The sequence below is a fragment of the Microbispora sp. ATCC PTA-5024 genome, assembly GCF_000511135.2.
In the GTDB taxonomy this organism is placed as follows: domain Bacteria; phylum Actinomycetota; class Actinomycetes; order Streptosporangiales; family Streptosporangiaceae; genus Microbispora; species Microbispora corallina.
Window position 1 is genome coordinate 380,840 of record NZ_KI866525.1, and the last position, 23,506, is coordinate 404,345.

Sequence of the window (23,506 nt, forward strand, 5' to 3'; positions counted from 1 at the left end):
CCCCCACGCCGACGCCCACCCCGACTCCGACACCCACTCCCACACCGACGCCGACCCCCACGCCGACGCCGACCCCCACGCCGAGCCCGACGCCCTCCACGGACAACCAGTACGTGAAGGACTTCCTGGCGCTCTACAACAAGATCCACGACCCGGCGAACGGGTACTTCTCGCCGCAGGGCGTCCCGTACCACTCGGTCGAGACGCTGATGGTGGAGGCCCCCGACCAGGGCCACGAGACGACCTCAGAGGCCTTCAGCTACTACCTCTGGCTCGAGGCCATGTACGGCAAGGTCACCGGCGACTGGTCGAAGTTCAACACGGCCTGGTCGACGATGGAGAAGTACATCATCCCGTCGCACAACGACCAGCCGACGAACGACAAGTACGACGCCAGCAAGCCGGCGACGTACGCGGGTGAGTGGAACGACATCAGCCAGTACCCGTCGAGGCTCGACAGCAGCGTCAGCGTCGGCAGCGACCCGATCGCGGGCGAGCTGAAGAGCGCCTACGGCACCTCGGACATCTACGGCATGCACTGGCTGCTGGACGTCGACAACACCTACGGCTTCGGCCACTGCGGCGACGGCACCACCAAGCCGGCGTACATCAACACCTACCAGCGCGGGCCCGAGGAGTCGGTCTTCGAGACGATTCCGCAGCCCTCCTGCGACACCTTCAAGTTCGGCGGCCCTAACGGGTACCTCGACCTGTTCACGGGTGACAGCCAGTACGCGAAGCAGTGGAAGTACACCGACGCGCCGGACGCCGACGCCCGCGCCGTCCAGGCCGCCTACTGGGCGCTGACCTGGGCGACGGAGCAGGGCAAGCAGTCGCAGGTCTCCAGCGCGGTCGCGAACGCCGCGAAGATGGGCGACTACCTGCGGTACTCGTTCTTCGACAAGTACTTCAAGCAGTCGGGCTGCACCAGCACCTCCTGCCCGGCGGGCACCGGCAAGAACGCGTCGAACTACCTGCTGTCCTGGTACTACGCCTGGGGCGGCGCGTACGACACGTCGGCCGGCTGGGCCTGGCGCATCGGCTCCAGCCACAACCACTCGGGCTACCAGAACCCGCTCGCGGCGTGGGCGCTGTCGAACGTCAGCGCGCTGAAGCCCAAGGGTTCGACCGCGGTGTCCGACTGGTCGACGAGCCTCACCCGTCAGCTGCAGTTCTACAAGTGGCTGCAGTCGGCCGAGGGCGCCATCGCCGGTGGCGCGACCAACAGCTGGGAGGGCCACTACGCCGCCCCGCCGTCGGGCCTGCCCAAGTTCTTCGGCATGGCCTACGACTGGCAGCCCGTCTACCACGACCCGCCGTCCAACCAGTGGTTCGGCTTCCAGGCGTGGACGATGGAGCGCGTGGCGGAGCTCTACTACGCCACGGGCAACACCGACGCCAAGTCGATCCTCGACAAGTGGGTGAGCTGGGCGCTGTCCGGCACGACCGTCAACTCCGACGGCACCTTCCAGATCCCCTCCACGCTGCACTGGACCGGCCAGCCGGACTCCAGCTTCAGCGGCACGGGGATGCCGTCGGCCAACACCGGCCTGCACGTGACCATCGCCGACTACACGAACGACGTCGGCGTGGCCGGGGCGTACGCCAAGGCCCTGATGTTCTACGCCGCCAAGTCGGGCAACGCCCAGGCCAAGAGCACGGCCAAGGCGCTTCTCGACGGCGTCTGGAAGAACAACCAGGACACCAAGGGCGTGTCCGTGCCGGAGACCAAGACGGACTACAACCGCCTCGACGACCCGATCTACGTCCCGTCCGGCTGGAGCGGCAAGATGCCGAACGGCGACCCGATCAACAGCAGCTCGACCTTCATCTCCATCCGGTCCTGGTACAAGAACGACCCGGACTGGCCGAAGGTCCAGTCGTACCTGAACGGCGGTTCCGCGCCGGTCTTCCGTTACCACCGCTTCTGGGCGCAGACGGACGTCGCCACCGCCCTCGGGCAGTTCGGCCTGCTCTTCCCGAACGGCTGAGCGGACCGATGAGCCGGGGTGCGGTGTCGCCTGACCCTTCACCGCACCCCAAGTAAGCCGGGGCGCGGCGGCGCCTGACCCGCCGCCGCGCCCCCGACCCCCCACCATGCGAGGCATATTCATGCGGCGTACGTTCCTGGCCCTGACGACGCTCCTGCTGACCGCCGCGGTGGCCCCCACCGCGGCGTCGGCCGCGCCGTCGTTCAACTACGGCGAGGCGCTCCAGAAGTCGTTGTTCTTCTACGAGGCTCAGCAGTCCGGCAAGCTGCCGTCCACCAACCGGGTGAGCTGGCGCGGCGACTCCGGGCTGAACGACGGAAAGGACGTCGGGCTCGACCTGACCGGCGGCTGGTACGACGCGGGCGACCACGTCAAGTTCGGGCTGCCGATGGCGTTCAGCACGACGATGCTCGCATGGGGCGCGGTCGAGTACCGCGACGCCTACGTGGGCTCCGGGCAGATCAACTACCTGCTCAACAACCTGCGCTGGGTCAACGACTACTTCATCAAGGCGCACCCGTCGCCCAACGTCCTGTACGGGCAGGTCGGCAGCGGCAACCCCGACCACGCCTGGTGGGGCCCGGCGGAGGTCATGCCGATGACCCGGCCCGCCTACAAGATCGACTCCTCGTGCGGGGGCTCCGACCTGGCCGGCGAGACCGCGGCCGCGATGGCCGCCTCGTCCATCGTCTTCCGCCCCACCGACCCGTCGTACGCCGACACGCTGCTGACGCACGCGAAGCAGCTGTACACGTTCGCCGACACCGTCCGCGGCAAGTACAGCGACTGCATCACGGACGCGGCCAACTTCTACAAGTCCTGGAGCGGGTACAACGACGAGCTCGTCTGGGGGGCCATCTGGCTCTACCGCGCCACCCAGGACTCCTCCTACCTCAGCAAGGCCGAGTCCTACTACGCGAACCTGAGCAACGAGCCGCAGAGCACCACCAAGTCGTACAAGTGGACGATCGCCTGGGACGACAAGTCGTACGGCGACTACGTGCTGCTCGCCAAGCTCACCGGCAAGCAGCAGTACGTCGACGACGCCAACCGGTGGCTCGACTGGTGGACGGTCGGCGTGAACGGGCAGAAGGTGAACTACTCGCCCGGCGGCGAGGCCGTGCTCGACTCGTGGGGCTCGCTCCGCTACGCCGCCAACACCTCGTTCGCCGCCCTCGTCTACAGCGACTGGCTGACCGACGCCACCCGGAAGGCGCGCTACCACGACTTCGCCGTCCGGCAGATCGGCTACGCGCTCGGGGACAACCCGCGGAACTCCTCGTACATGATCGGGTTCGGCGCCAACCCGCCGAAGAACCCGCACCACCGGACCGCCCACGGCTCGTGGTCGAACAGCATCAACGAGCCCGCCCAAAGCCGGCACATCCTGTACGGCGCGCTCGTCGGCGGGCCCAAGTCGCCCGACGACGCCTACGCCGACAGCCGGAACGACTACGTGATGAACGAGGTCGCCACCGACTACAACGCCGGCTTCACCAGCGCCCTCGCCCGGCTCTACAAGGAGTACGGCGGCACCCCGCTCGCGGGCTTCCCCGCGAAGGAGACCCCGGACGGGCCGGAGATCTACGTCCAGGCCTCGGTCAACGCCACCGGCTCGACCTTCACCGAGATCAAGACGCTCGTCGTCAACCACTCGGCGTGGCCGGCACGCGCGCTGGCGGACGGCTCGTTCCGCTACTACTTCACGCTCGACGGCGACACGACGCCCGGACAGATCACGCTGACCTCGGCGTACAACCAGTGCAAGCCGCCGACCGGGCCCACCCAGCTGTCGGGCAAGGTGTACTACGTCACGATCGACTGCTCCGGGCAGGTCATCGCCCCCCAGGGACAGTCGGAGTCGCGGCGGGAGATCCAGTTCCGGATCGCGAGCTCGGGAACCTGGGACCCGTCGAACGACTGGTCGTACACCGGGGTGGCGACGACGCCGGGCGCGACGCCGGTGACCGTGCAGGACATCCCGCTCTACTCCGGGTCGACGAAGATCTGGGGCGACGCTCCGGGCTCGGGACCGTCCCCGTCGCCCAGCCCCTCGCCGTCCCCCAGTCCGTCGCCGTCGCCCAGCCCCTCACCCAGCCCCTCACCCAGCCCGTCACCCTCGCCCTCGCCCTCCCCGTCGCCCAGCCCGTCACCGTCGCCGTCGCCGTCACCGTCGCCGTCTCCGTCACCTTCGCCGACGGGTAAGGCGTGCACGGCCACGTACAAGGTCGTCAACCAGTGGCAGGGCGGCTTCCAGGCCGACGTGGCGGTGAGCAACAGCGGCGGATCGGCGATCTCCGGCTGGACGGTCACCTGGGCGTTCCCGAACGGCCAGACGATCAGCCAGCTCTGGAACGGAGCGCAGACCCAGTCGGGGGCCAACGTGACCGTCAAGAACCTGTCCTACAACGGCGCGCTGGCGCCCGGCGCCTCCACGAGCTTCGGCTTCAACGGCGCGTGGAACGGCACCAACGCCGTTCCGTCGCCCGTCGCCTGCACCCCCGCGTAGCCCCCACCGGGGCTCACCCCCAGTCGCCCGCCTTCCCCGGACGGACCCCTCTCTCCGGGGAAGGCCGGGCTTCCACGTCACCCGGCCTGGACGGTCTCGAATCTGATGGAGGGAACATGACGCGCACATCCACCGCCGCCGTACTGCTGGCGGGAGTCCTGGGAGCCCTCGGCGCTCCGGCCGTCCCGGCCGCCCCGGCCATGGCCGACTCGATCGGCTGCGCCGCCGACTACCAGATCACGTCCGTCTGGTCCGGCTGGTCCGGCGCCCGCGACGCGAACGCGCTGGGCCAGGTGACGGTGCGCAACACCGGCTCGTCGCCCCTGACGGGCTGGCGGGTCACCTGGCGGTACACCGACGGCACCACGATCACCCAGGTCTGGGGTGCGGTGCCCCTCCCGGTCGTCGGGCCCGTGGGCAGCGCGGCGTTCGGGAACGAGACCTACAACGGGAACCTTCCGATCGGCGGGTCCACCGTCTTCGGCTTCGCCGCCCGCAGGCCGGCGAACGCCGTCGACCCCCGGCCCGTCACCTGCACGCCCGCCTGACCCCGTTCAGGCGTGAGCTCCGGCCGGGAACGGGGACCGGCCGGGGCGGTACGCCGACCCGATCACCACGACTCCGGGGGCAGGCTGATGTCGCCCACCCGGTCGTAGATCACGCGCTCGTCCTCCAGGCGCACGACGACGACCCGGCGGGCCAGGCCGGCCCGCTCCAGCGCCTTCGCCGACTCCACCGCGTTCTTGGCGAAGTGGTACCGGTCACGGCTGACGGTGAACGGGCTCTCCCGCTCGCAGCGCACCTCGTAGCGGTCCGCGGGCCAGGGATGCGGAAGCCCGTCCTGGCTGCGGCGCTCGGATACCGTCGCGGTCATTGCCCACCCCTCTTGCCGCGGAAGGACTCTCCGCTCCCAGAAAGACCCCCCTGCCCCACATTCACCACACTAATCCTGCAGCACGACACTTTTTCCGTCGTATTCACCCCTCCTTCTGCCCAGGTAAGGCCTCCCGCGGTACCGCCGCAGGTGGCGGCGCCGGTCGTCACGTCCGCGGGAAGACCACCCGGAAGACCGTGCGCCCGGGACGGCTCTCGACGCCCACCGTGCCACCGTGGGCGGCCGCCACGGCCTTGACGATGGCGAGCCCGAGACCGCTGCCGCCCGAGGCGCGCGAGCGGGCCTTGTCCGCCCGCACGAAGCGTTCGAAGATCTCGTCCTGGATCTCCCCGGGGATCCCCGGGCCGTCGTCCGCGACCGTGAGCTCCGCCGTGCCGGGGCCGGGCACTGCGACGCCGACGGTGACCGTGGTTCCCGGCGGGGTGTGCGCGCTGGCGTTGCCCAGCAGGTTCGCGACGACCTGGTAGAGCCGGTCAGCGTCGCCGGTCATCGTCACCGGCTCCTCCGGAAGCTCCAGCCGCCACCGGTGGTCGGGCGCCGAGACGCGGGCGTCGCCGGTCGCGTCGATGGCGACGCGGGTGAGGTCGACCTCGTCCCTGGCCAGGGGACGTCCGGCGTCGAGCCGGGTCAGCAGCAGCAGGTCGTCGACGAGCTTGCCCATCCGGGCGGACTCGGCGTCGATCCGCTCCAGGGCGTGCCGGACGCTCTCGGGCACGGCGCCGGCGCTCTCCATGCTCGCGGCCGGCCCGGCGGGCGACGCTGCGGGGGACGGTCCGGGTGACATGGCGGGTGCGCGCGTGTGCGGGGACCTGCTCGCGGCGTCGCCCGCCTCGCGCCGGGCGAGCTGCACGTGGGCGCGCACGGTGGCGAGCGGCGTGCGCAGCTCGTGACTGGCGTCGGCGGCGAAGGTCCGCATCCGCTGCTCGCTCGCGTGACGCCGCGCCAGCGCATCGCCCACGTGGCCCAGCATGCGGTTGAACGCCTCTCCCACCTGGCCGATCTCGGTGCGCGGGTCCTCGTCCGGCACGCGGCCGGGCAGCGCCACATCTCCGTCCGCGAGCGGCAGCCGGGCCACCTCCCGGGCCGTGGCGGCCACCCGTTGCAGCGGGCGCAGCGACAGCCGCACCCACAGCGCCGCGGCGACGCCGGTCACGAGCATGACGGCGGCGAACACGGCCACCTCGGCGAACTGCAGGCGGTGCACGGTGGACTCGATCCCCTCCAGCGGCAGCCCGGTGATGAGGACGTCGCCGTCGTCCCCGCCGACGGCCGTCACCCGGTAGTGGTGCAGGGACGACAACCGGAGCGTCCGGGGGCGCCCGTCCGCGGGGAGGGCCGCGAGAGCCGAGCGGTCGGCCGCCGACAGGACCGGGTCCGGGACCGCCGGGGACACCACGGCGGCGTCGGTCACGCCGCCGTTCACGAGGCGGACGCCCAGAGTGCCCGGCGACTGGCCGCGGGTGTCGCCGTCGTCGCCGTATTCGTCCCTGTGCTCCAGGCTGGCGGCGAACCGGCCGCCTATCGCCGACAGCTGCTGATCGATGCGGTCCACCATGAACCGTTCGAGCATGATCGAGGTAGCCGCGCCGACCCCGGCACAGGCGAGCGCGAGCAGCACCAGCATGCCGGCGACCAGCCGGGCGCGGAGCGTGCGCGGCCTCACGGCTTCAGGACGTATCCGACGCCCCGCACGGTGTGGATGAGCGGCGGCCGTCCCGCGTCGATCTTCTTGCGGAGATAGCTGATGTACAGCTCGACCACGTGGGCCTGCCCGCCGAAGTCGTAGGACCACACCCGGTCGAGGATCTGCGCCTTGCTCAGCACCCGCCGCGGGTTGCGCATGAGGAAGCGCAGCAGCTCGAACTCGGTCGGCGTGAGCTCCACCAGCTCACCCCCGCGGGTCACCTCCCGGGCGTCCTCGTCCATCACGAGGTCGCCGACCACCACGCGGTTGCCCTCCGCCGTACGGGCCATGCCGGCCCGGCGGAGCAGCCCGCGCAGCCGCGCGAGGACCTCCTCCAGACTGAACGGCTTGGTCACGTAGTCGTCGCCGCCCGCGGTGATCCCCGCGATCCGGTCCTCGACGGAGTCGCGGGCCGTGAGGAAGAGCACGCACACGTGCGGCTCCTCGGCCCGGAGCCGGCGCAGGACCTCCAGCCCGTCCATGTCGGGCAGCATGATGTCGAGCAGCACGGCGTCGGGCCGGAACCGGCGCGCCTCGCTCACCGCCGCGGCGCCGTCGGCGACGGTGCGCACCTCCCACCCCTCGTACCGGAGCACCGCCCCGAGCACCTCGAGCAGGTCGGGCTCGTCATCCACCACGAGGACCCGGACGGGTGTCCCGTCAGGTCGCAACAGGTCGGGAAGATCGTTCGACGTCGTGCGCATGATTGTTCCAGCGTCCTCCCCCGGTCGCCGCCGGTCCTTCTGAGCGGCCTCTGAGAATCCTATGAATCGTCCTGTCCTGCCCGACCTCACAGATGTCTCAGAGCCATCCGAGAGGTTCGGATGGCACGGTGATGCACGGATCGACCGTACGAACGAGGAGAACCGTGAGCACCACCATCGCCGGGAGGACGGCCGCCGGGGCGCAGCACGCGGCACCACGCCGGAAGGCCCGCGCCCGGCCGGCGGCGGTGCTGACCGCCGTCGCGGCGGGCGCGCTCGCCGTGGCGGCCATGTGGTGGGCGAACACCCCAGCCGTGGCGGGCCTCGACGGGTGGCTCACCAACGCCGGGCGGCTCTGCGGGCTCCTCGCGGCGTATGCGATCACCGTTCTTTTGGCGCTGATGGCCCGGATCCCCGCTCTCGAACGCGGGGCCGGCTCCGACGTCCTGTCCCGGTGGCACTCCATGGGCGGCCGTTACGTGGTCGGGCTGTCCGTCGCGCACATGCTGCTGATCATCTGGGGGTACGCCCTCACCGACCGGACGGACGTCGTCTCCGAGACCGTGACGCTCAACCTGGCGTACCCCGACGTGCTCAAGGCCACGGTGGCGCTGCTGCTCCTGGTCGCGATCGGGATCGTCTCGGCCCGGGCCGTGCGTCCCCGCCTGCGCTACGAGACCTGGTTCCACCTGCACTTCTACACGTACCTCGCCACGTGGCTGGCCTTCGGGCACCAGCTCGCCACCGGGGCCGAGTTCGTCGACTCACCCCGTGCCCGCCTCGCGTGGTACGCGCTCTACCTCGGCGTCGCGGCCGTGCTCGTCTGGTACCGGTTCCTCACACCCGTCCGGCAGGCCCTGCGGCACCGGCTCCGGGTGGCCCGGGTGGTGCGGGAGGCTCCCGGGGTCGTCTCGGTCCACCTCACCGGCCGCCGGCTCGACCTGCTCGGGGCGGAGCCGGGGCAGTTCTTCCGGTGGCGGTTCCTCACCCGGGACCTGTGGTGGTCGCCCAACCCGTACTCCCTGTCGGCCGCGCCGCGCCCCGGCGAGCTGCGGATCACGGTCAAGGACCTGGGCGACCAGAGCAGTTCCCTCTCCGGGCTGCGTCCCGGCACCCGCGTCCTCGCCGAGGGCCCGTACGGCGCCCTGACCCCGGCCCGCCGCCGGGGACGGCGGGTGCTGCTCATCGCCGGCGGCATCGGCATCACCCCGCTGCGTGCGCTGTTCGAGGCGATCCCGGCGGCCTCGGGTGAGCTGACGCTGCTCTACCGGGCCCGGACCACCGACGACCTGGTGTTCCGGGGCGAACTCGAGGCCATCTCCCTGGCCCGGGGCGCGGCACTGCACTACTGCGTCGGCCCCCGCAGCGCGGTCGGCGACCCCTTCACCCCGCAGACGCTCGCGCGTCTGGTGCCGGATCTGCACGATCATGACGTCTACGTCTGCGGGCCGGAGGAGATGACGCGGAGCGTCGCGACGGCCCTGCAGGCGGCGGGGGTGCCGCGCCGCCGCGTCCATCGGGAGACGTTCGCGTTCTGACCGGTTCTTCCTATCTGGTTTTCTTCTAGCTATGTGGAGGGGAAACGATGCGCAGAGCCGTGCTGGCCGTGCTCGTGACCGCCGTCGGCCTGGTGCTGCTGCTGTCCTTCAAACCCCACGAGATGACGGCCGTGGCCGATCGTCCCGCCGTGGTGGCGCAGGACGATCCGTCGTCGGAGGACTTGTCGGGGGGCTCGGGTAGTGTCGGCGATGACTCTGGCGACTCAGGGGGCTCGGGGTCCGGTCGCACGCGTGGCGGTTCGTCCGGTTCCTCAGGGCGCGCCGCGAGTGGGCGGGCGTCTCTCGGCTCGGGGAGCTGGAACGGCGGCGGCGCCCAGGCGGGTGCCAAGACCGGCGAAAAGGCCGTGACCGGGGGCGTGGCGGACACGCGGTGGGGTCCCGTTCAGGTGCAGATCCTCCTGTCCGGTGGGAAGGTGACCGGCATCTCGGTGCTCCAGGCGCCCGACGGCAATTCCCGGGACTTCGCCATCAACAACCAGGCGCTCCCGATCCTCAACGACGAGGCGCTGTCGGCCCAGTCGGCCCAGATCGACGTCGTGTCGGGCGCCACGTACACCAGCGACGGGTATGTCAGCTCGCTGCAGAGCGCGCTCGATAAGGCGGGCGTGTGATGCGCCACGTCGAGCACGTGATGGGCACGGTCTTCTCCTTCGACATACGGGGCCGGGAACCCGGCGACCGGGTCGCCGTGGAGGCCGTGACCGAGGCGGTGGCCTGGCTGCATCGGGTGGACGAGACCTTCTCCACATACCGGCTGGACAGCCCGGTCAGCCGGCTGGGCCGGGGGGAGATCACGTTGCCCGAGTGCCCGCCAGAGGTGTCCGAGGTCCTCCGGCTGTGCGAGGAGATGTCCGCGCTGTCGAACGGCTACTTCACGGCCCGCCCCGGCGGCAGGCTCGATCCCTCCGGGATGGTGAAGGGGTGGGCGATCGAACAGGCGTCGCGCATCCTGTCGTGCGCGGGACTGGCCGACCATTGCGTCAACGGCGGCGGAGACGTCCAGGCGGCCGGGTCGCCCGCCCCCGGCCGTCCCTGGCGGGTCGGCATAGCTCATCCGCTGCGTCCGGGCATGATCGCCACCGTCGTCACCGGCCCAGGCGATGCAGACGGCCCGGGCGGCGCGGCAAACGCCACAGCCGGCAGCGACCCCGGTGCCCGCGCTGCTGGAGACCGTGCCGCCGATCCCCATGCCGCGGCGAGCGGGCTGGCCGTGGCCACGTCCGGGACGGCCGAACGTGGCGCGCATATCCTCGACCCCCACACCGGGAGGCCGCCGACGGGGCTCGCCTCCCTCACCGTCGTCGGCGCGAGTCTCACGATCGCCGACGCCTGTGCCACGGCCGCCTTCGCCATGGGGGACCTCGCTCGCGACTGGGTCAAGGATCTCGACGGCCTGGAGGCCTTCGCGGTCACCGCATCCGGGCAGACGTGGCGCACGAGCGGCTTCCCGGCCGACTCCCCCACGCGCGGCGCGTGAGTCCCCGTATGACCTCGCGCCGGGGCATGCCGGGATCACCCGTCCACGGCGTTCGCAGAACGGGGGAGACAACCGGGCCCAGGTCATTGTCGGTCCCGGTTCGTGGCGTAGCGGCCTACGCGTGTGAAGGCCCATCGGTCCAGGCCGACGCGGCGACGGCGGTAGCGCCCGGGATACCGGTATCGGTCCCGGTTGTGGAACTGACAGGCCGGCCCGAGCCGGTCGAGATCCGTCCGCCCGCCGTCGGACCAGTCATCGACGTGATCGATCTGGCACATCGTCGCCGGGAACGGACAGCCGTCCACCCAGCAGGTCGCGTACCGCGCCAGCACCGCTCGCCGCTGGGCGGGCGTGGCCAGCCGCACCTTGCGGCCCATGTCCAGCACCTGGCCGTCGGCGTTCATGACCAACCGGATCAGGGTCGAATTCCGTGCCAGACGTTGGATGTCGGAGACCGGCAGCACCTGTCCGGTCGGCGTCAGGACTCCGGGCAGCCCAAGCACGCCCGGCACTCCGAGCCCGGCAGGCTGGTCGGCGGCGCCGGGCGAATCGGCCACACGTGGTGATCCCGGCGTGCCGGGCCGCTCGTCCGCGCCCAGCCCAGCAGGCACGCGAGGCCCGGCTGACACGCGAGGGTGTCCGGACTCCCCCAGCCGGTCAGCCAGGTCAGCCCGTTCGCCTGCGTCTTGGGGCTCCTCGCGGGGTCCTTGCCATGGCCCCACGCGGACGTCCGCCAGGGGTTCGTCGCCTGGATGGTCTGGCCGGTATGCCGCCGTCGCCCCATCGCGCCGCCGGCGCGCCCGCCGTGCCTCGGCCTGGCGTCGTGCCGCCTTCTCCCATCCTTGCGACGGCTCAGGCGACCCGTCGCCGGCCACGTCGGTGGCCGGAGCGACATCTTCGGTCGTGTGAGGGGACTCGGGGATGTCGGCGGGCAGCGACTCGGCGTTGACCAACACCAGCAGTTCGGTGCCGATCCGCTGTTCGAGCAGGCCGATCAACGCGTCGGCGTTCCGGACCTGAAGCGGCCGGTCGTCGCCCTCCGCCCGGGGCCGTGCGTAGGCGTCCAGCAGCGCCCGCAGCCGCGCTCCCGCCTCACGCGGCAACCGGAACTCTCCCTCCACCCCGCCCAGCACGCTGTCGCGTACCAGCAGGAACCGCCCCGCCTCGTCAGCTCGCGCCTCGCTCTCCGCCCGGTCGGTGTCCAGCAGCGATCGCAGGTATCGGCCCGCCCGGGCCACCTCGCCCGCTCCCGCCCGTTCGGCCATCCGCAGCAAGATCGGCTCAGCCAGCCGCGTCTGCTCGTCGCTCAGCCCTTCGACCGCACCGCAGATGGCCGCCACCACGCCCTCAGCCGCCGTCCCGGCGGCGAACCGCTCCCGGAGCAGGGGCAGCCGCGCCAGCTCCGAGGCCAGGGTGAGCGCCTGTCCCGCCCCCGACCGGCTCATGCCGCCCACCGACCGCAACCACGCCCTCGTCGACGCATGTCCGGCGGAACGGGCCTGGCCTGTCCCATGGACGCGTCCGACCCGAGCCGCGATGGCCGCGCTGAGCCGGTCTCGCGCGAAGATCAACTGCTCGGCCTCATGCGCGCACTCCAGCCCCGACAACGGCACCGGTCCTGCGGCGACCGCCATGGCCGCACGCCGGACCTCCGCCACCAGCGCCTCCGACGGGACGTCGGAAGATCCCCGATGCCCGTCGCCCTCGGCGCCGTCCGCTGTGACCGGCCCGGCGTCCGCCGTGACTGCCTCGGGATCCGTGTCACGAGGAGTGTCACGAGCCGTGGCACCGTCCGACGACCACGCCGAGGCGCGCGCCACCAGATCCGCCCACCGCTGCGGACCACGTGACGAATAACCGCCAAATGGACGCCGATCGTCGGCATCGGAAAACACCACGGCACCCCCCGCACTCACAACTCGAAAACCTGTGCCAACAATGCCACACGCCACCGACAGATTCCCAACCGATCTCGGCTTCATGGTCGAGCGACATCAGGCGGCGTTCCCAATCAATGAATTAGGGTGATAAATCCGAATTGGAGGTAAATCAGCCACACAGGAGTAGCAGGCGTGCGGCGCTGCTAACGTGCAAGAGGCGGAGACGGAAGGGAGCGGCCGTGCTGGTGGTACACGGGGCCTGGGTCGAGGGCCGGCTCGCGCTCTGGGCCGAGGACGGCTCGACCATGCCCCCCGAGGACCGCCCGCTCACGCCCGCCGAGGTCCACTCCGCCCCACCCTCCGAGGACCGCCCGGCCCCACCCTCCGAAGACCGCCCGGCCTTGCTCTCCCAGGACGGCTCCGCCGCGCCCTTCACGGAGACGCAGGGCAGGGCGCCCGGGGATTCTCAGGTGAGCGGCGCGGGAACAGAGGTCCGCTCCGACACCGGAACGGGGAGGCGCCCCACGACGGAGGCGCGGGGAAAGACCCGCCCCCACCCGTACGCCGCCGCCGCGCACCGCATTTCCGCCGAATTAGGCTTCTGGGGAGAGATTTCGGCGGCGGCCCTCAATGCGGCCGCCGCGGGGACGCTCGACATTCTGCTCCCCAGCGGCGCGAAAAACCCGATCCCCTCGGCGGAATCGGGAATCACGGTAAGCGTGCGAACCCCGCGAATTTCCGCGTGGCGTGTGCCCGCACAGCTCATTCCCCCGCACATGGCACTGAAGCTGCTCGAGGTCGTGGACGAGATCGCCCACCAGCCCGCGGCGGCGTACGAGCCGGACGAGTCGGCCGGAGGGTCGGCGGTCCCGGCGGCGTCGCTGCGCTATCTGGCGGTCGTCGCCGCCGACGTCCGGGACCTCGTACGCCGAGGCAGGGTGCTCCCCCAGCTCGTCCCCGAGGCCGGGAGCCACGCGGCCCGCTGGCGGCCCGTCCTCACCGGTGCGGACGCCGCACGCTTCCGTGACCTCGCGCAAGCGATGCCGCCCGTCTGCCGTGCCGTGACCGCCGCCCACACCGCCGCCCACACCGCCGCCCACACCGCCGCCCACACCGCCGCCCACACCGCCGCCCGCACCGCCGCCCGCACCAGCGACGGCACGACCACGGCGCACACCGGGAGAGCCGGCGAGCGCCGCTCGGTCGACGTGCTCACGGACGCGATGGCGAGCCTGGCGGATGCCGTGGTGCGCGAGGCGCTGCCCGAACGCCTCCTGGGCGGGCACCGGCCCGGGACGCGCAGCCCGCTCGCCGACCGCTGGATGGTCGCCCTTACCGGCGAGGACGCCGTCATTCCCGGCGTGACGCCCAGCCAGGCGGAGGAGCTCGCCGCACCCCTGCGGGAGTGGCTCGACCAGGCGCACCGGTCGGAAGGCCCGTTCCGGGTGTCCTTCCGGCTCACCGAGCCGGAGCCCGAGGAGCCCGAGGACTTCGAGGACCTCGAGGAGACGGCCCCCCAAGCCCCGCCGTCCCACGCCGACGCCCCCGAGCCCGTACGGGACGACTCGTGGCGGGTGGAGTTCGCCGTCCAGTCGACCGACGACCCGAGCCTCTACCTGCCCGCGTCCCTCGTCTGGGCGGGCGATACCGTCCCCGGGCTGGACGGCAGGCCGGAGGAGACCCTCCTCGCCGGCCTCGGCCGCGCGGCCCGGCTGTACGGCAAGGTCGACGAGGCGCTCCGCGAGGCGCGGCCGGCGGGGGTCGACCTCGACACCACCGGAGCCTTCCACTTCCTCCGGCACGCCGCGCCGTTGCTGCAGGCGGCCGGGTTCGGCGTCCAGCTGCCGGCCTGGGCCGGGCGGACCCGGCTCGGCCTCAAGCTCACGACCCGCTCCCGGAAGGCCGGCCCGGGAGCCGCGTCGGACCAGGGGTTCGGCCTGCAGCAGCTCGTCGACTTCCGCGTCGACCTCGCCGTGGGCGGCGAGGCCGTCTCCGAGGAGGAGCTGGCCGAGCTGGCCCGGCTCAAGCTGCCCCTGGTCCGCGTGCGCGGCCGGTGGGTGGAGCTGGACGAGCGGCAGCTCAAGGCGGCGCTGCGGGCCGTCGAGGGACGCCGCTCCGGGCAGATGACGGCCGCCGAGGCGCTCCGGGAGGTCGTGCAGGGCGGCGACGAGGAGCTGCCGCTGGTCGAGGTCGACGCGGACGGCGCGCTGGGCGACCTGCTGTCCGGCGAGGCCGACCGGCGGCTCGCCCCGGTGCGGACGCCGGACGGCTTCCACGGGGTGCTGCGGCCGTACCAGGAACGCGGCCTGTCGTGGCTGGCGTTCCTGTCGCGGATCGGGCTGGGCGGCATCCTGGCCGACGACATGGGCCTCGGCAAGACCGCCCAGACACTGTCGCTGCTCCTCGACGAGCGCGCGGACGGCGCGAGGCCGGCGCCGACCCTGCTGGTGTGCCCGATGTCCCTGGTGAGCAACTGGCAGAAGGAGGCCGCCAGGTTCGCGCCCACGCTGGAGGTGTACGTGCACCACGGCGCCTCGCGCCTGCGCGGCGACGAGCTCGCCGGGCGGGTGCGGGAGTGCGACCTCGTCCTCACGACGTACGGCACGGCCCTGCGCGACCGGGAGGCGCTGGCGGGCCTCGGCTGGGAGCGGGTGGTCTGCGACGAGGCGCAGGCCATCAAGAACAGCGCGGCGCGGCAGGCGCAGGCCGTGCGGTCGCTGCCGGCGCGCACCCGGCTCGCGCTGACCGGCACCCCGGTGGAGAACCACCTGGCCGAGCTCTGGTCGATCATGGAGTTCTGCAACCCTGGGCTGCTCGGCCCGGCGAGGGCGTTCCGCGACCGCTACCAGGAGCCCATCGAACGGCACGGCGACGAGACGGCGACGGCCGCCCTGAAGCGGGCGACCGGGCCGTTCGTGCTCCGGCGCCTGAAGACCGACAAGACGATCATCTCGGATCTGCCGGACAAGCTGGAGATGAAGGTCTGGTGCACGCTCACCCCGGAGCAGGCGAGCCTCTACCAGGCCGTGGTCGAGGACATGCTGGGCCGCATCGCCGCGAGCGAGGGCATCGAGCGGCGGGGCAACGTGCTCGCGACGATGACCAAGCTCAAGCAGGTCTGCAACCACCCGGCCCACCTGCTGAAGGACGGCTCCCGCCTGGCCGGGCGCTCGGGCAAGCTGGCCCGGCTGGAGGAGCTCGCCGAGGAGATCGTGGCGGAGGGCGACAAGGCCCTGGTGTTCACCCAGTACGCCGAGCTGGGCGCGATGCTCCAGCCGTACCTGGCGGCGCATCTGGACCGGCCGGTGCTGTGGCTGCACGGCGGGCTGCCGAAGAAGCGGCGCGACGCGCTGGTCGAGCGGTTCCAGAACGAGAGCGAGCCGATGCTGTTCCTGCTGTCGCTCAAGGCGGCCGGCACCGGACTCAACCTGACGGCCGCGAGCCACGTCGTCCACCTCGACCGGTGGTGGAACCCGGCGGTGGAGGACCAGGCGACCGACCGGGCCTTCCGCATCGGCCAGACGAAGAACGTCCAGGTCAGGAAGTTCATCTGCGCGGGCACGCTGGAGGAGCGGATCGACGAGATGATCGAGCGGAAGAAGGCGCTGGCGCAGCGCGTCGTCGGCGCCGGGGAGGACTGGATCGCCGACCTGTCGACCGCGGAGCTGCGCGAGTTGTTCCGCCTGTCCCCGGAGGCGGTGCGCTGATGCCGGTGGGGAAGGACGGCTGGTTCGAGGCGGGCCGCCCGATCCGGGTCGAGGGCGGCCTGCGGGCCCGCTCCCGGCGCGGCTCGATCGGCGAGCGCTGGTGGTCGCGCCGGTTCATCGACCTGCTGGAGCGCGTCTGCGACCCGGGCCGGCTGAGCCGGGGCCGGGCGTACGCGCGGGCCGGGCAGGTCCTCGGCCTCGACGTCGGGCCGGGGGCCGTGAGGGCGCGCGTCCAGGGGTCGCGCCGCGAGCCGTACCAGGTGAGCGCCGAGATCCAGGCGTACGACGAGCGGGAGTGGGACGCGGTCACCTCGGCCCTGGACGGCCGGGCGCTGTACCGGGCCAAGCTGCTGGCCGGGGAGATGCCGCCGGAGATCGAGGAGGTGTTCCACGACTGCGGCCTGCCGCTCTTCCCGGACGAGGGGGCGCTGGAGATGTCGTGCTCCTGCCCCGACTGGGGGTTCCCCTGCAAGCACCTGTCGGCGGTGCTCTACCTGCTGGCCGAGGCGTTCGACGACGACCCGTTCCTCGTGCTGGCCTGGCGGGGGATGCCGAGGGACGCCCTGCTGGAGGCGCTGCGGGCGGCCCCGGCCCCTGCGGACGCCGCGGCGGCGGGCGCGGCGCCGCCGGACGTCGAGGACGTGCCGTTCGCGGCGCGGCTGGCGGATCCGGCCGCGTTCTACGAGGCCGGCGCCTCGGCGGCCCGCCTCCGGGAGCGCACACCGGGCATCGAGCCCCCGCCCGACCTGCTGCTGCGGGCGCTCGACCCGCCTCCCGTGAAGGCGCGGCACATCCCGGTCCTCGACCTGCTCCGGCCGGCCTACCGGCGGCTCGGGGAGGCGGTCACCGGTCCTCGAACTCCTGGGGAACCATCACCCTGACGCCGTTCGGGATCGTCCTGACCAGCAGCGGGGTGCGCAGGCGCACCTCCCCGTCGATGTCGGCGGCCATCGGGGGGTCGGTCTCCAGCAGCATCTCCTGCCCGGTCACGAACGGCCCTCCGGCGAGGCTGCGCCAGCGGCCCGTGGTGGCCCTGACGAGGGTCTCGCCGAGCAGCCGCAGCCGCTTGCCCGAGCCGAGCTGGTACGCGACGAGCCTGCGGTTGTCGATGCTCACGTCCCTGGCGATCTGCCAGCCGCCGTGGAAGCGGCCGTTGGCGATGTTCAGCTGGTGGGTGAGCAGCTCGTGGCGCTTGCCGTCCACCGTGATGTACGCCCGGAACGGCCGGTGCCCGGGCAGGACCGTCAGGGCGGTCAGCGGGTAGGCGGCCCGGCCGAGCAGGCGCTTGAGCCAGGGCCGCACGGTCCCGGCGACCTCGACGGAGACGCCGAAGCTGGCGAGGTTGGCGAACGGCCGGTCGCCGCACATGCCGAGATCGATGTCGGCCACCTTGCCCTCGCTGAAGACGCCGACCGCCCCGGCGAGGTCGAGCGGCAGCCCGAGGCTGCGGGCGAAGTTGTTGGTGGTGCCGAGCGGCAGCACGCCCAGGGCGACGTCCCTGCCCGCCACGTATCGGACCGAGCTGCTCAGCGTGCCGTCGCCGCCGCCCACCACGAGCAGGTCGGGCTCCTGCTCGAGCGCGCGGGCGACGACGTCCCGCAGCCGGGCGGGGTCGGTCACCGGGTGGACGCCGGTCAGCCGGAAGCCGCCGGCGCGCATGAGCCGCAGTACCTCCGCGTAGCGCCGGCGGCCACGTCTGGACTTGGTGTTCACGATGACCGCGGCTTTCCGGTTCTCGTGGATCGCCGCCGTATGCTCCGCCTTGCTCCGCACGGTCACATGCTAGGCGGGAGCGCGGCGTCCCGCGCATGCCGTACGCCCCTCCCCTGCCCATGCCGCATGGCGGGCACGGGGCCGGAACGCGCCGTGCCCGGCGGCCGCGAGGGCCGCCGGGCACGGGTGCCACCGGGAGAGGGACCGCTACTTCTTGGGCGGCGTCACCTGGATGATCGCGCCCAGGTTGCCGGGCAGCGGGCTGATCAGCTTCAGCACCACGCCGAGCTGCTTGCCCTCGTCACCCGGGTTGCCGGTGCCGAGGACGGCGCCGCCGATGTCCGTGCCGTACAGGTCGGTGGCCGGGGTTCCGTCGGGGTTGACGACCCGGGTCGTGTACGGCTGGTTGTCCTTGGACGGGACGACGGCGGAGGCGTCGCGCAGGCGGTAGTACAGGTTGCCGTCGCGGACCTCGATGCCCGGGTACCAGCCCTTGGCGTCGGTGAAGGTGCTCACCGCGGGCTGCTTGCCGAACGAGGTGCAGTACTCGGTGAACGGCTCGCCCTCGATGCACTCCTTGAACGGGTAGGTGCCGGCGAAGTTGAAGGCCGCGTTGGAGGACTGCGGGCGGGACGGCAGGTTCTTCAGCGTCGACGGGTCGTGCTGGGCCGCGGCGCCGGTGCGGCGCAGCGGGTCGAAGTGCGAGTCGACGATGAGGAGCTGGCCCTTCGGCCCGACCGACGGCAGGTCGAAGGTGGTGTCCGCCACGTCGTTCGTGGTGCGGGACGCGTCCCGGTACCAGACGAGCATGCCGGGCGCGTTGTACTTGATCTTCTCGACCTTCCAGGCGCCGTCACGCAGGTAGGTCGTGTCGTACGCGTACTGCAGGCCCTTGTCGAACCCGTCGAAGTTTCGCCACTCGGCCAGGTAGTACTGCGCCGCCTGGATCTGGCCGGAGAAGATGTTCCAGCCGGCGCCGCTGGTGTCGGTGAAGGTGCCGGTGGTGGCGGTCCAGCCGTTGGCGCCGTTCTCGACGTCGTCGCTCCAGACGGTCGACGAGCCGCTGGTGACGGCGAAGTCGTCGTTGAACCAGCCGCGGCCGAGCGTGGCCGCGTCGGTGGCGTAGCGCAGACGCAGCTGGATCGTCTTGCCGGCCCACGGCGACAGGTCGGCGTACAGGTGCTGCCAGCCGCCGCTCTCGCCGGTCAGGCCGTACTTCTTGCCGCCGAAGGTGTTGAGGTTGCCGTTGGGGTCGGTGTAGTCGTCCCCGGTGCTGGCGAGCGTGCCGTCGTCCTTGTAGATCTTCTGGTCGGTCCAGGTGGCGCCGCCGTCGGCCGACACCTCGAGGAAGCCGTAGTCCCAGTCCTGCTCGATTCCCCAGTCGCTCCACCAGCGGAACTTCGCGTCCGCGCCGGCCGGGACGTCCACCGTACGGGTGAGGCGGCTGTCGGCCCACGTCTGGTCGCTGTTCGACCACCACAGGTTGGAGCCGCTGTGCGGGGTGGACAGCACGACGTGCTTGTCGGGCAGGTTGACCCGCACGCCGTCCTCGGTGCCCTTCGGCGTGCGCGAGGTCTGGCCGAGCGCCACGAGCTTGGTCCCGTCACCCGGGTTGACGATCTTCGGGTTGGCCCAGCCGAGGACCCACTTGTCCCACAGGCCCATGTGGGTCGGCAGGGACTGGAAGATCGGGCCGGAGTGGGAGCCGCTGGACATGAGGTCCCAGAAGTCCACGTCGGAGTCGCCGGCGCCGGTGGTGTCGTACAGGTCGGGCAGGCCGAGGTCGTGGCCGTACTCGTGGGCGAAGACGCCGACCCCCGCGTCCTCCGGCTGGAGGATGTAGTTGGAGATCTTCACGTTCGAGCCGGGCACGGTGTAGCCGCCCGCCACGTCGCTGGAGTGGGCCCACAGGGAGAAGGTGCCCTCGGCGCCGCCGCCGCCGGACTTGTCCTCACCGGCGTGGATCAGCACGAGGTGGTCGATGACGCCGTCCGGCTCGTCGTAGTTGCCGTCGCCGTCGACGTCCGACACGTCTTCCTTGTCGTAGTCGGCCCACGGGAAGCTCGGGTCGGACTTGGCCAGGGCGTTCACCGCGTCGATGGGAAGCTGCGCCGCGCCGCGCGGGTTGTCGGGGTGGCCCGCCATCTCCTGCGGGTAGGTGCCGCACCGGCCGGCGCCGTACCACGCCTCGGAGTGCGGAACCTTGATCCAGCCGACCGCCTGGCCGGTGACGGTGTAGGCGCCCTTCGACAGCTCCTCGTACATGTTCTTCATGGTGGAGCCGGAGATGTCGATGCCCTTCTTGCCGTCCCGGGGGTCGGTCAGGTCCGGGCGGACCCGCGTGGTGATCCCATTGGAGGTGTAGAGCATGTTGTTGTAGTGCGCCGTGTTGAAGTCGGCGACCCACATCGAGTTGTTGTCCTTGCCCCCGCCGGCGGCGGTGGCGGGGTTCGGGATGTGGTTGTGCAGCGGGCCGTTCAGCTTGGTGCCGGCCGGCTCGGTCACACAGTCGTTGACGTCGTCGATCGTCTTCGGGTGCGACCACCCGGAGAAGTCGTCGTTCGCCTGGTCGTTGAACTCGACCAGCAGCGTGAGGAGCTTGGCCGTCTTCGTGGTGTTCGCCTTCTTGTAGATGAAGTCGAACGGGTTCTTGCCGGTCCGGAGGGCCTGCTTCTCGTGCTTGGCCAGCACACGGGCGGCGACCGGGTTGCCGCTGGCGAACTTGTGGTCGATCGCCTGCGCCAGGGCAGCCGTGCGCCTTGCCCCCTTCGAGGGCACCTTCTCGTCGATGACCGACACGTCACTCTGCACGCGAGGTGGCGCGTAGTTGATGTAGTGGTCCTTCGCGGAAGGCTGATAGCCGGCCGTGGGGGTTGCCGCGCCCGCGGCGGCCAGGCCTCCTGCCGCCAGGCCCAGCGCGGGCACGATCGCGGCGAGACGCCGGATTCTTCTGGACAACGAGATCCCTTCCCGTCCGGGTTCCCCGGACACCATGCGCGGCGCGCCGGGATGAGCACGCATGCGGGACCTTAAGCGACAAGGTAAAGAGAAGGTAAAGCGCCTTTGACGATGGTTGTAAAAACGTGATTACACCGAAATGATCTATTTAGTCCGGTTACCACCACGACGGGGTCCGTGCCGTAAAGTCCAGTCGTGCACGACCTCATCGCCGCGCTGCCCGAAGGACGGGTGCTGACCGACCCGGACGTGACCGAGTCGTACGCCCGGGACCGGACGTTCGTCCCGCCGGGACGTCCCCTCGGCGTCGTCCTCGCCCAGACCCGCGACGACGTCGTCACCACGCTGCGCTGGGCGACCGAGAACCGGGTTCCGGTCGTGCCGCGGGGCGCGGGCACCGGCCTCGCGGGCGGCGCCACCGCCACCGACGGCAGCGTCGTGCTGTCGCTCGCCCGGATGACCGCGATCCGCGAACTGTCCCCGCAGGACGAGATCGCCGTCGTCGAGCCCGGCGTCATCACGGCCGACCTCGACCGCGCGGCCCGCGAGCACGGGCTCATGTACGCCCCGGACCCCTCGTCGTACGAGATCTCCACGATCGGCGGGAACCTGGCGACGAACGCGGGCGGCCTGCGGTGCGTGAAGTACGGCGTGACCCGAGACTCCGCCCTCGGCCTGGAGGTCGTGCTGGCCGACGGCCGGATCCTCGACACGGGCCGGCGGACGATGAAGGGCGTCACGGGCTACGACCTGACCGGGCTGTTCGTGGGCTCGGAGGGGACGCTTGGCGTGATCACGGCGGCCACTCTACGGCTGAGGAGGGTGCCCCGCGAGGTCCACACGGTCGCGGCCGAGTTCATGTCGTTGCGTGACGCGGCGGCCGCCGTGTCCGCCATCATCGCGGCCGGCTGCCAGCCGTCCCTGCTTGAGTTGATGGACCGCACGACGCTGGAGGCCATCGACGACTGGAAGAACATCGGGCTGGAGCCGCAGACCCGGGCCATGCTGATCGCCCAGTGCGAGGGCCCCCCGGACGAGATGGCGGCCCTGTGCGAGGAGACCGCCTCGTTCGTCGCGGTGTCCTCGACCCCCGAGGAGGCCGCGGAGCTGATCGGCATCCGGCGGCTCGCCTACCAGGCAAAAGAGCGGATCGGGCAGTGCCTCGTCGAGGACGTCTGCGTGCCCCGGTCCGTGCTGCCCGACATGATCTCCAGGATCGAGGAGGCCGCCGCCCGCCACGAGGTGACGATCGCCACCGTGGCCCACGCCGGCGACGGCAACCTGCACCCGGTCTTCATCTTCGAACGTGGCCTCGCCGAGCCGCCGGCCGAGGTGTGGGCGGCCGCCGACGAGGTGTTCCGCGCCGCCCTCGACCTCGGCGGGACCCTCACCGGCGAGCACGGCGTCGGCCTGCTCAAGAAGCGGTGGCTGGGCCTGGAGGCGGGCCCCCTGGTGACCGAGCTGCACCAGGGCATCAAGCAGGTGTTCGACCCGCTCGGCATTCTCAACCCCGGAAAGGCCATCTGACCGCTGGTAGCGTTTGGCTCCATTGTCATGTTCAGTGTCACGTTCGGCGCACTTCGGGGGCGATGGTGGCGTTAGAGGACGGCGATCCGGCACGTCTGGGCCCGTACACGCTCGTCGACCGCCTCGGCGAGGGCGGCCAGGGCGTCGTCTTCCTGGGCCGCGGCCCCGCGGGCGGGCAGGTCGCGGTGAAGCTGCTGCACACGCGGCTCGCCGCCGACCCCGAGGCGCGGGAGCGGTTCCTGCGCGAGGTCGCGCTGGCCCAGCGGGTGGCGCCCTTCTGCACCGCCCCCGTCCTGCACGCCGACCTCGCGGGCAACCAGCCGTACATCGTGAGCGAGTTCGTCCCGGGGCCGTCGCTGCGGCAGCTCGTGGAGCGGGAGGGGCCGCGGCGGGGCGCCGCGCTCCAGCGGCTCGCGATCAGCACGGCGACGGCGCTGGCCGCCATCCACCGGGCCGGGATCACGCACCGCGACTTCAAGCCGGCCAACGTCCTGATGGGGCCGGAGGGCCCCGTCGTGATCGACTTCGGGGTGGCCAGGGCGCTCGACTCGCCGCAGGCGACGGCGACCGGCGCGTCCATCGGCACACCGGCCTACCTGGCTCCCGAGGTGCTGTCGGGCGGCGCGGCCCGGGGGGCCGCCGACATGTTCGCCTGGGGCGTCACCATGGTGTTCGCCGCCACCGGACGCCCCGCCTTCGGGGCCGACACGATCCCCTCGGTGATCACCCGTATCCTGCACGCCGAGCCCGACCTCGGCGACCTCGCGCCGCCCCTGCGGGACATCGTCGCCGCCTGCCTGTCGAAGAACCCCGCGCTGCGTCCCGCGGCCGAGGACGTGGTCGCCCGGCTCACCGGCGGGCCGGTCGCCCCCGTGCCGCAGGCCGTTCCCCCCGCGTCTCCC

At 71.8% G+C, this 23,506-nt stretch carries 16 protein-coding genes; 10 read left to right on the forward strand and 6 right to left on the reverse strand.

Annotated features, from left to right (window positions below):
• The 3 genes from MPTA5024_RS27750 to MPTA5024_RS27760 form a co-directional block, all read left to right on the forward strand.
• A partial coding sequence (locus MPTA5024_RS27750) for a glycoside hydrolase family 48 protein (RefSeq protein WP_084370062.1) occupies positions 1 to 1,991 on the forward strand: 1,991 nt, incomplete at its 5' end.
• Positions 1,992 to 2,112: 121 nt separating this feature from the next.
• A complete protein-coding gene (locus MPTA5024_RS27755) occupies positions 2,113 to 4,500 on the forward strand; it encodes a glycoside hydrolase family 9 protein (RefSeq protein WP_036329993.1) in 2,388 nt (795 codons plus the stop codon).
• A 116-nt stretch (positions 4,501 to 4,616) separates the two neighbouring features.
• Positions 4,617 to 5,048 (forward strand): cellulose binding domain-containing protein, encoded by a 432-nt coding sequence (locus MPTA5024_RS27760; RefSeq protein WP_036329994.1) that lies wholly within the window; start codon positions 4,617 to 4,619, stop codon positions 5,046 to 5,048.
• Between the two features lie 62 nt (positions 5,049 to 5,110).
• Here MPTA5024_RS27760 and MPTA5024_RS27765 read toward each other — a convergent pair whose 3' ends face one another.
• From MPTA5024_RS27765 to MPTA5024_RS27775, 3 genes are all read right to left on the reverse strand, one after another.
• Positions 5,111 to 5,374 (reverse strand): hypothetical protein, encoded by a 264-nt coding sequence (locus MPTA5024_RS27765; protein WP_036329998.1) that lies wholly within the window; start codon positions 5,372 to 5,374, stop codon positions 5,111 to 5,113.
• Between the two features lie 166 nt (positions 5,375 to 5,540).
• The gene (locus MPTA5024_RS27770; protein ID WP_232326665.1) at positions 5,541 to 7,058 is read right to left on the reverse strand and encodes a sensor histidine kinase; all 1,518 of its coding nucleotides are present in this window, start codon (positions 7,056 to 7,058) and stop codon (positions 5,541 to 5,543) included.
• Positions 7,055 to 7,783: a response regulator transcription factor gene (locus MPTA5024_RS27775; RefSeq protein WP_036330000.1), complete on the reverse strand. Its 729-nt coding sequence runs from the start codon at positions 7,781 to 7,783 to the stop codon at positions 7,055 to 7,057. Before MPTA5024_RS27775 ends, MPTA5024_RS27770 begins: the two co-directional genes overlap by 4 nt.
• Positions 7,784 to 7,947: 164 nt before the next feature.
• Between MPTA5024_RS27775 and MPTA5024_RS27780 the strand changes: the two genes are divergently transcribed.
• From MPTA5024_RS27780 to MPTA5024_RS27790, 3 genes are read left to right on the forward strand one after another with little or no spacing between them, the layout of a single operon-like run.
• Positions 7,948 to 9,321: a ferredoxin reductase family protein gene (locus MPTA5024_RS27780; protein WP_198167434.1), complete on the forward strand. Its 1,374-nt coding sequence runs from the start codon at positions 7,948 to 7,950 to the stop codon at positions 9,319 to 9,321.
• Between the two features lie 59 nt (positions 9,322 to 9,380).
• Positions 9,381 to 9,953, forward strand: a complete 573-nt coding sequence (locus tag MPTA5024_RS27785) for an FMN-binding protein (RefSeq protein WP_198167435.1) — start codon at positions 9,381 to 9,383, stop codon at positions 9,951 to 9,953.
• Positions 9,953 to 10,819: an FAD:protein FMN transferase gene (locus MPTA5024_RS27790; RefSeq protein WP_036330004.1), complete on the forward strand. Its 867-nt coding sequence runs from the start codon at positions 9,953 to 9,955 to the stop codon at positions 10,817 to 10,819. Before MPTA5024_RS27785 ends, MPTA5024_RS27790 begins: the two co-directional genes overlap by 1 nt.
• Positions 10,820 to 10,902: 83 nt before the next feature.
• On the opposite strand, the gene MPTA5024_RS27795 is transcribed toward MPTA5024_RS27790, so the two are convergent.
• Positions 10,903 to 12,717, reverse strand: coding sequence for an HNH endonuclease signature motif containing protein (locus MPTA5024_RS27795; RefSeq protein ID WP_198167436.1), 1,815 nt, complete (start codon positions 12,715 to 12,717; stop codon positions 10,903 to 10,905).
• Positions 12,718 to 13,475: 758 nt separating this feature from the next.
• Here MPTA5024_RS27795 and MPTA5024_RS27800 point away from each other — a divergent pair.
• A complete protein-coding gene (locus MPTA5024_RS27800; protein ID WP_063794790.1) occupies positions 13,476 to 16,406 on the forward strand; it encodes a DEAD/DEAH box helicase in 2,931 nt (976 codons plus the stop codon).
• Entirely contained in the window at positions 16,406 to 17,287 is an 882-nt protein-coding gene (locus MPTA5024_RS27805) for an SWIM zinc finger family protein (protein ID WP_036330007.1), read from the forward strand. The genes MPTA5024_RS27800 and MPTA5024_RS27805 overlap by 1 nt, the downstream gene beginning before the upstream one ends.
• Here MPTA5024_RS27805 and MPTA5024_RS27810 read toward each other — a convergent pair.
• Both MPTA5024_RS27810 and MPTA5024_RS27815 read right to left on the reverse strand, forming a co-directional pair.
• Positions 17,250 to 18,179, reverse strand: coding sequence for a diacylglycerol/lipid kinase family protein (locus MPTA5024_RS27810; protein WP_036330827.1), 930 nt, complete (start codon positions 18,177 to 18,179; stop codon positions 17,250 to 17,252). The two genes, MPTA5024_RS27805 and MPTA5024_RS27810, sit on opposite strands and share 38 nt — an antisense overlap.
• Positions 18,180 to 18,326: 147 nt before the next feature.
• Complete coding sequence (locus tag MPTA5024_RS27815; RefSeq protein ID WP_232326666.1) at positions 18,327 to 21,077, reverse strand: immune inhibitor A domain-containing protein; 2,751 nt, start codon at positions 21,075 to 21,077, stop codon at positions 18,327 to 18,329.
• A 195-nt stretch (positions 21,078 to 21,272) separates the two neighbouring features.
• Between MPTA5024_RS27815 and MPTA5024_RS27820 the strand changes: the two genes are divergently transcribed.
• Together MPTA5024_RS27820 and MPTA5024_RS27825 are read left to right on the forward strand one after the other, a co-directional pair.
• Complete coding sequence (locus MPTA5024_RS27820; protein ID WP_036330009.1) at positions 21,273 to 22,604, forward strand: FAD-binding oxidoreductase; 1,332 nt, start codon at positions 21,273 to 21,275, stop codon at positions 22,602 to 22,604.
• A gap of 62 nt (positions 22,605 to 22,666) precedes the next feature.
• The coding region (locus MPTA5024_RS27825) for a serine/threonine-protein kinase (RefSeq protein WP_157099819.1) at positions 22,667 to 23,506 on the forward strand (840 nt) is incomplete at its 3' end.

Coding starts and splice junctions, on each gene's coding strand:
- MPTA5024_RS27755 (WP_036329993.1), top strand. CDS start 2,113: ATGCGGCGTACGTTCCTGGCCCTGACGACGCTCCTGCTGACCGCCGCG.
- MPTA5024_RS27760 (WP_036329994.1), top strand. CDS start 4,617: ATGACGCGCACATCCACCGCCGCCGTACTGCTGGCGGGAGTCCTGGGA.
- MPTA5024_RS27765 (WP_036329998.1), bottom strand. CDS start 5,374: ATGACCGCGACGGTATCCGAGCGCCGCAGCCAGGACGGGCTTCCGCAT.
- MPTA5024_RS27775 (WP_036330000.1), bottom strand. CDS start 7,783: ATGCGCACGACGTCGAACGATCTTCCCGACCTGTTGCGACCTGACGGG.
- MPTA5024_RS27790 (WP_036330004.1), top strand. CDS start 9,953: ATGCGCCACGTCGAGCACGTGATGGGCACGGTCTTCTCCTTCGACATA.
- MPTA5024_RS27800 (WP_063794790.1), top strand. CDS start 13,476: ATGGCACTGAAGCTGCTCGAGGTCGTGGACGAGATCGCCCACCAGCCC.
- MPTA5024_RS27805 (WP_036330007.1), top strand. CDS start 16,406: ATGCCGGTGGGGAAGGACGGCTGGTTCGAGGCGGGCCGCCCGATCCGG.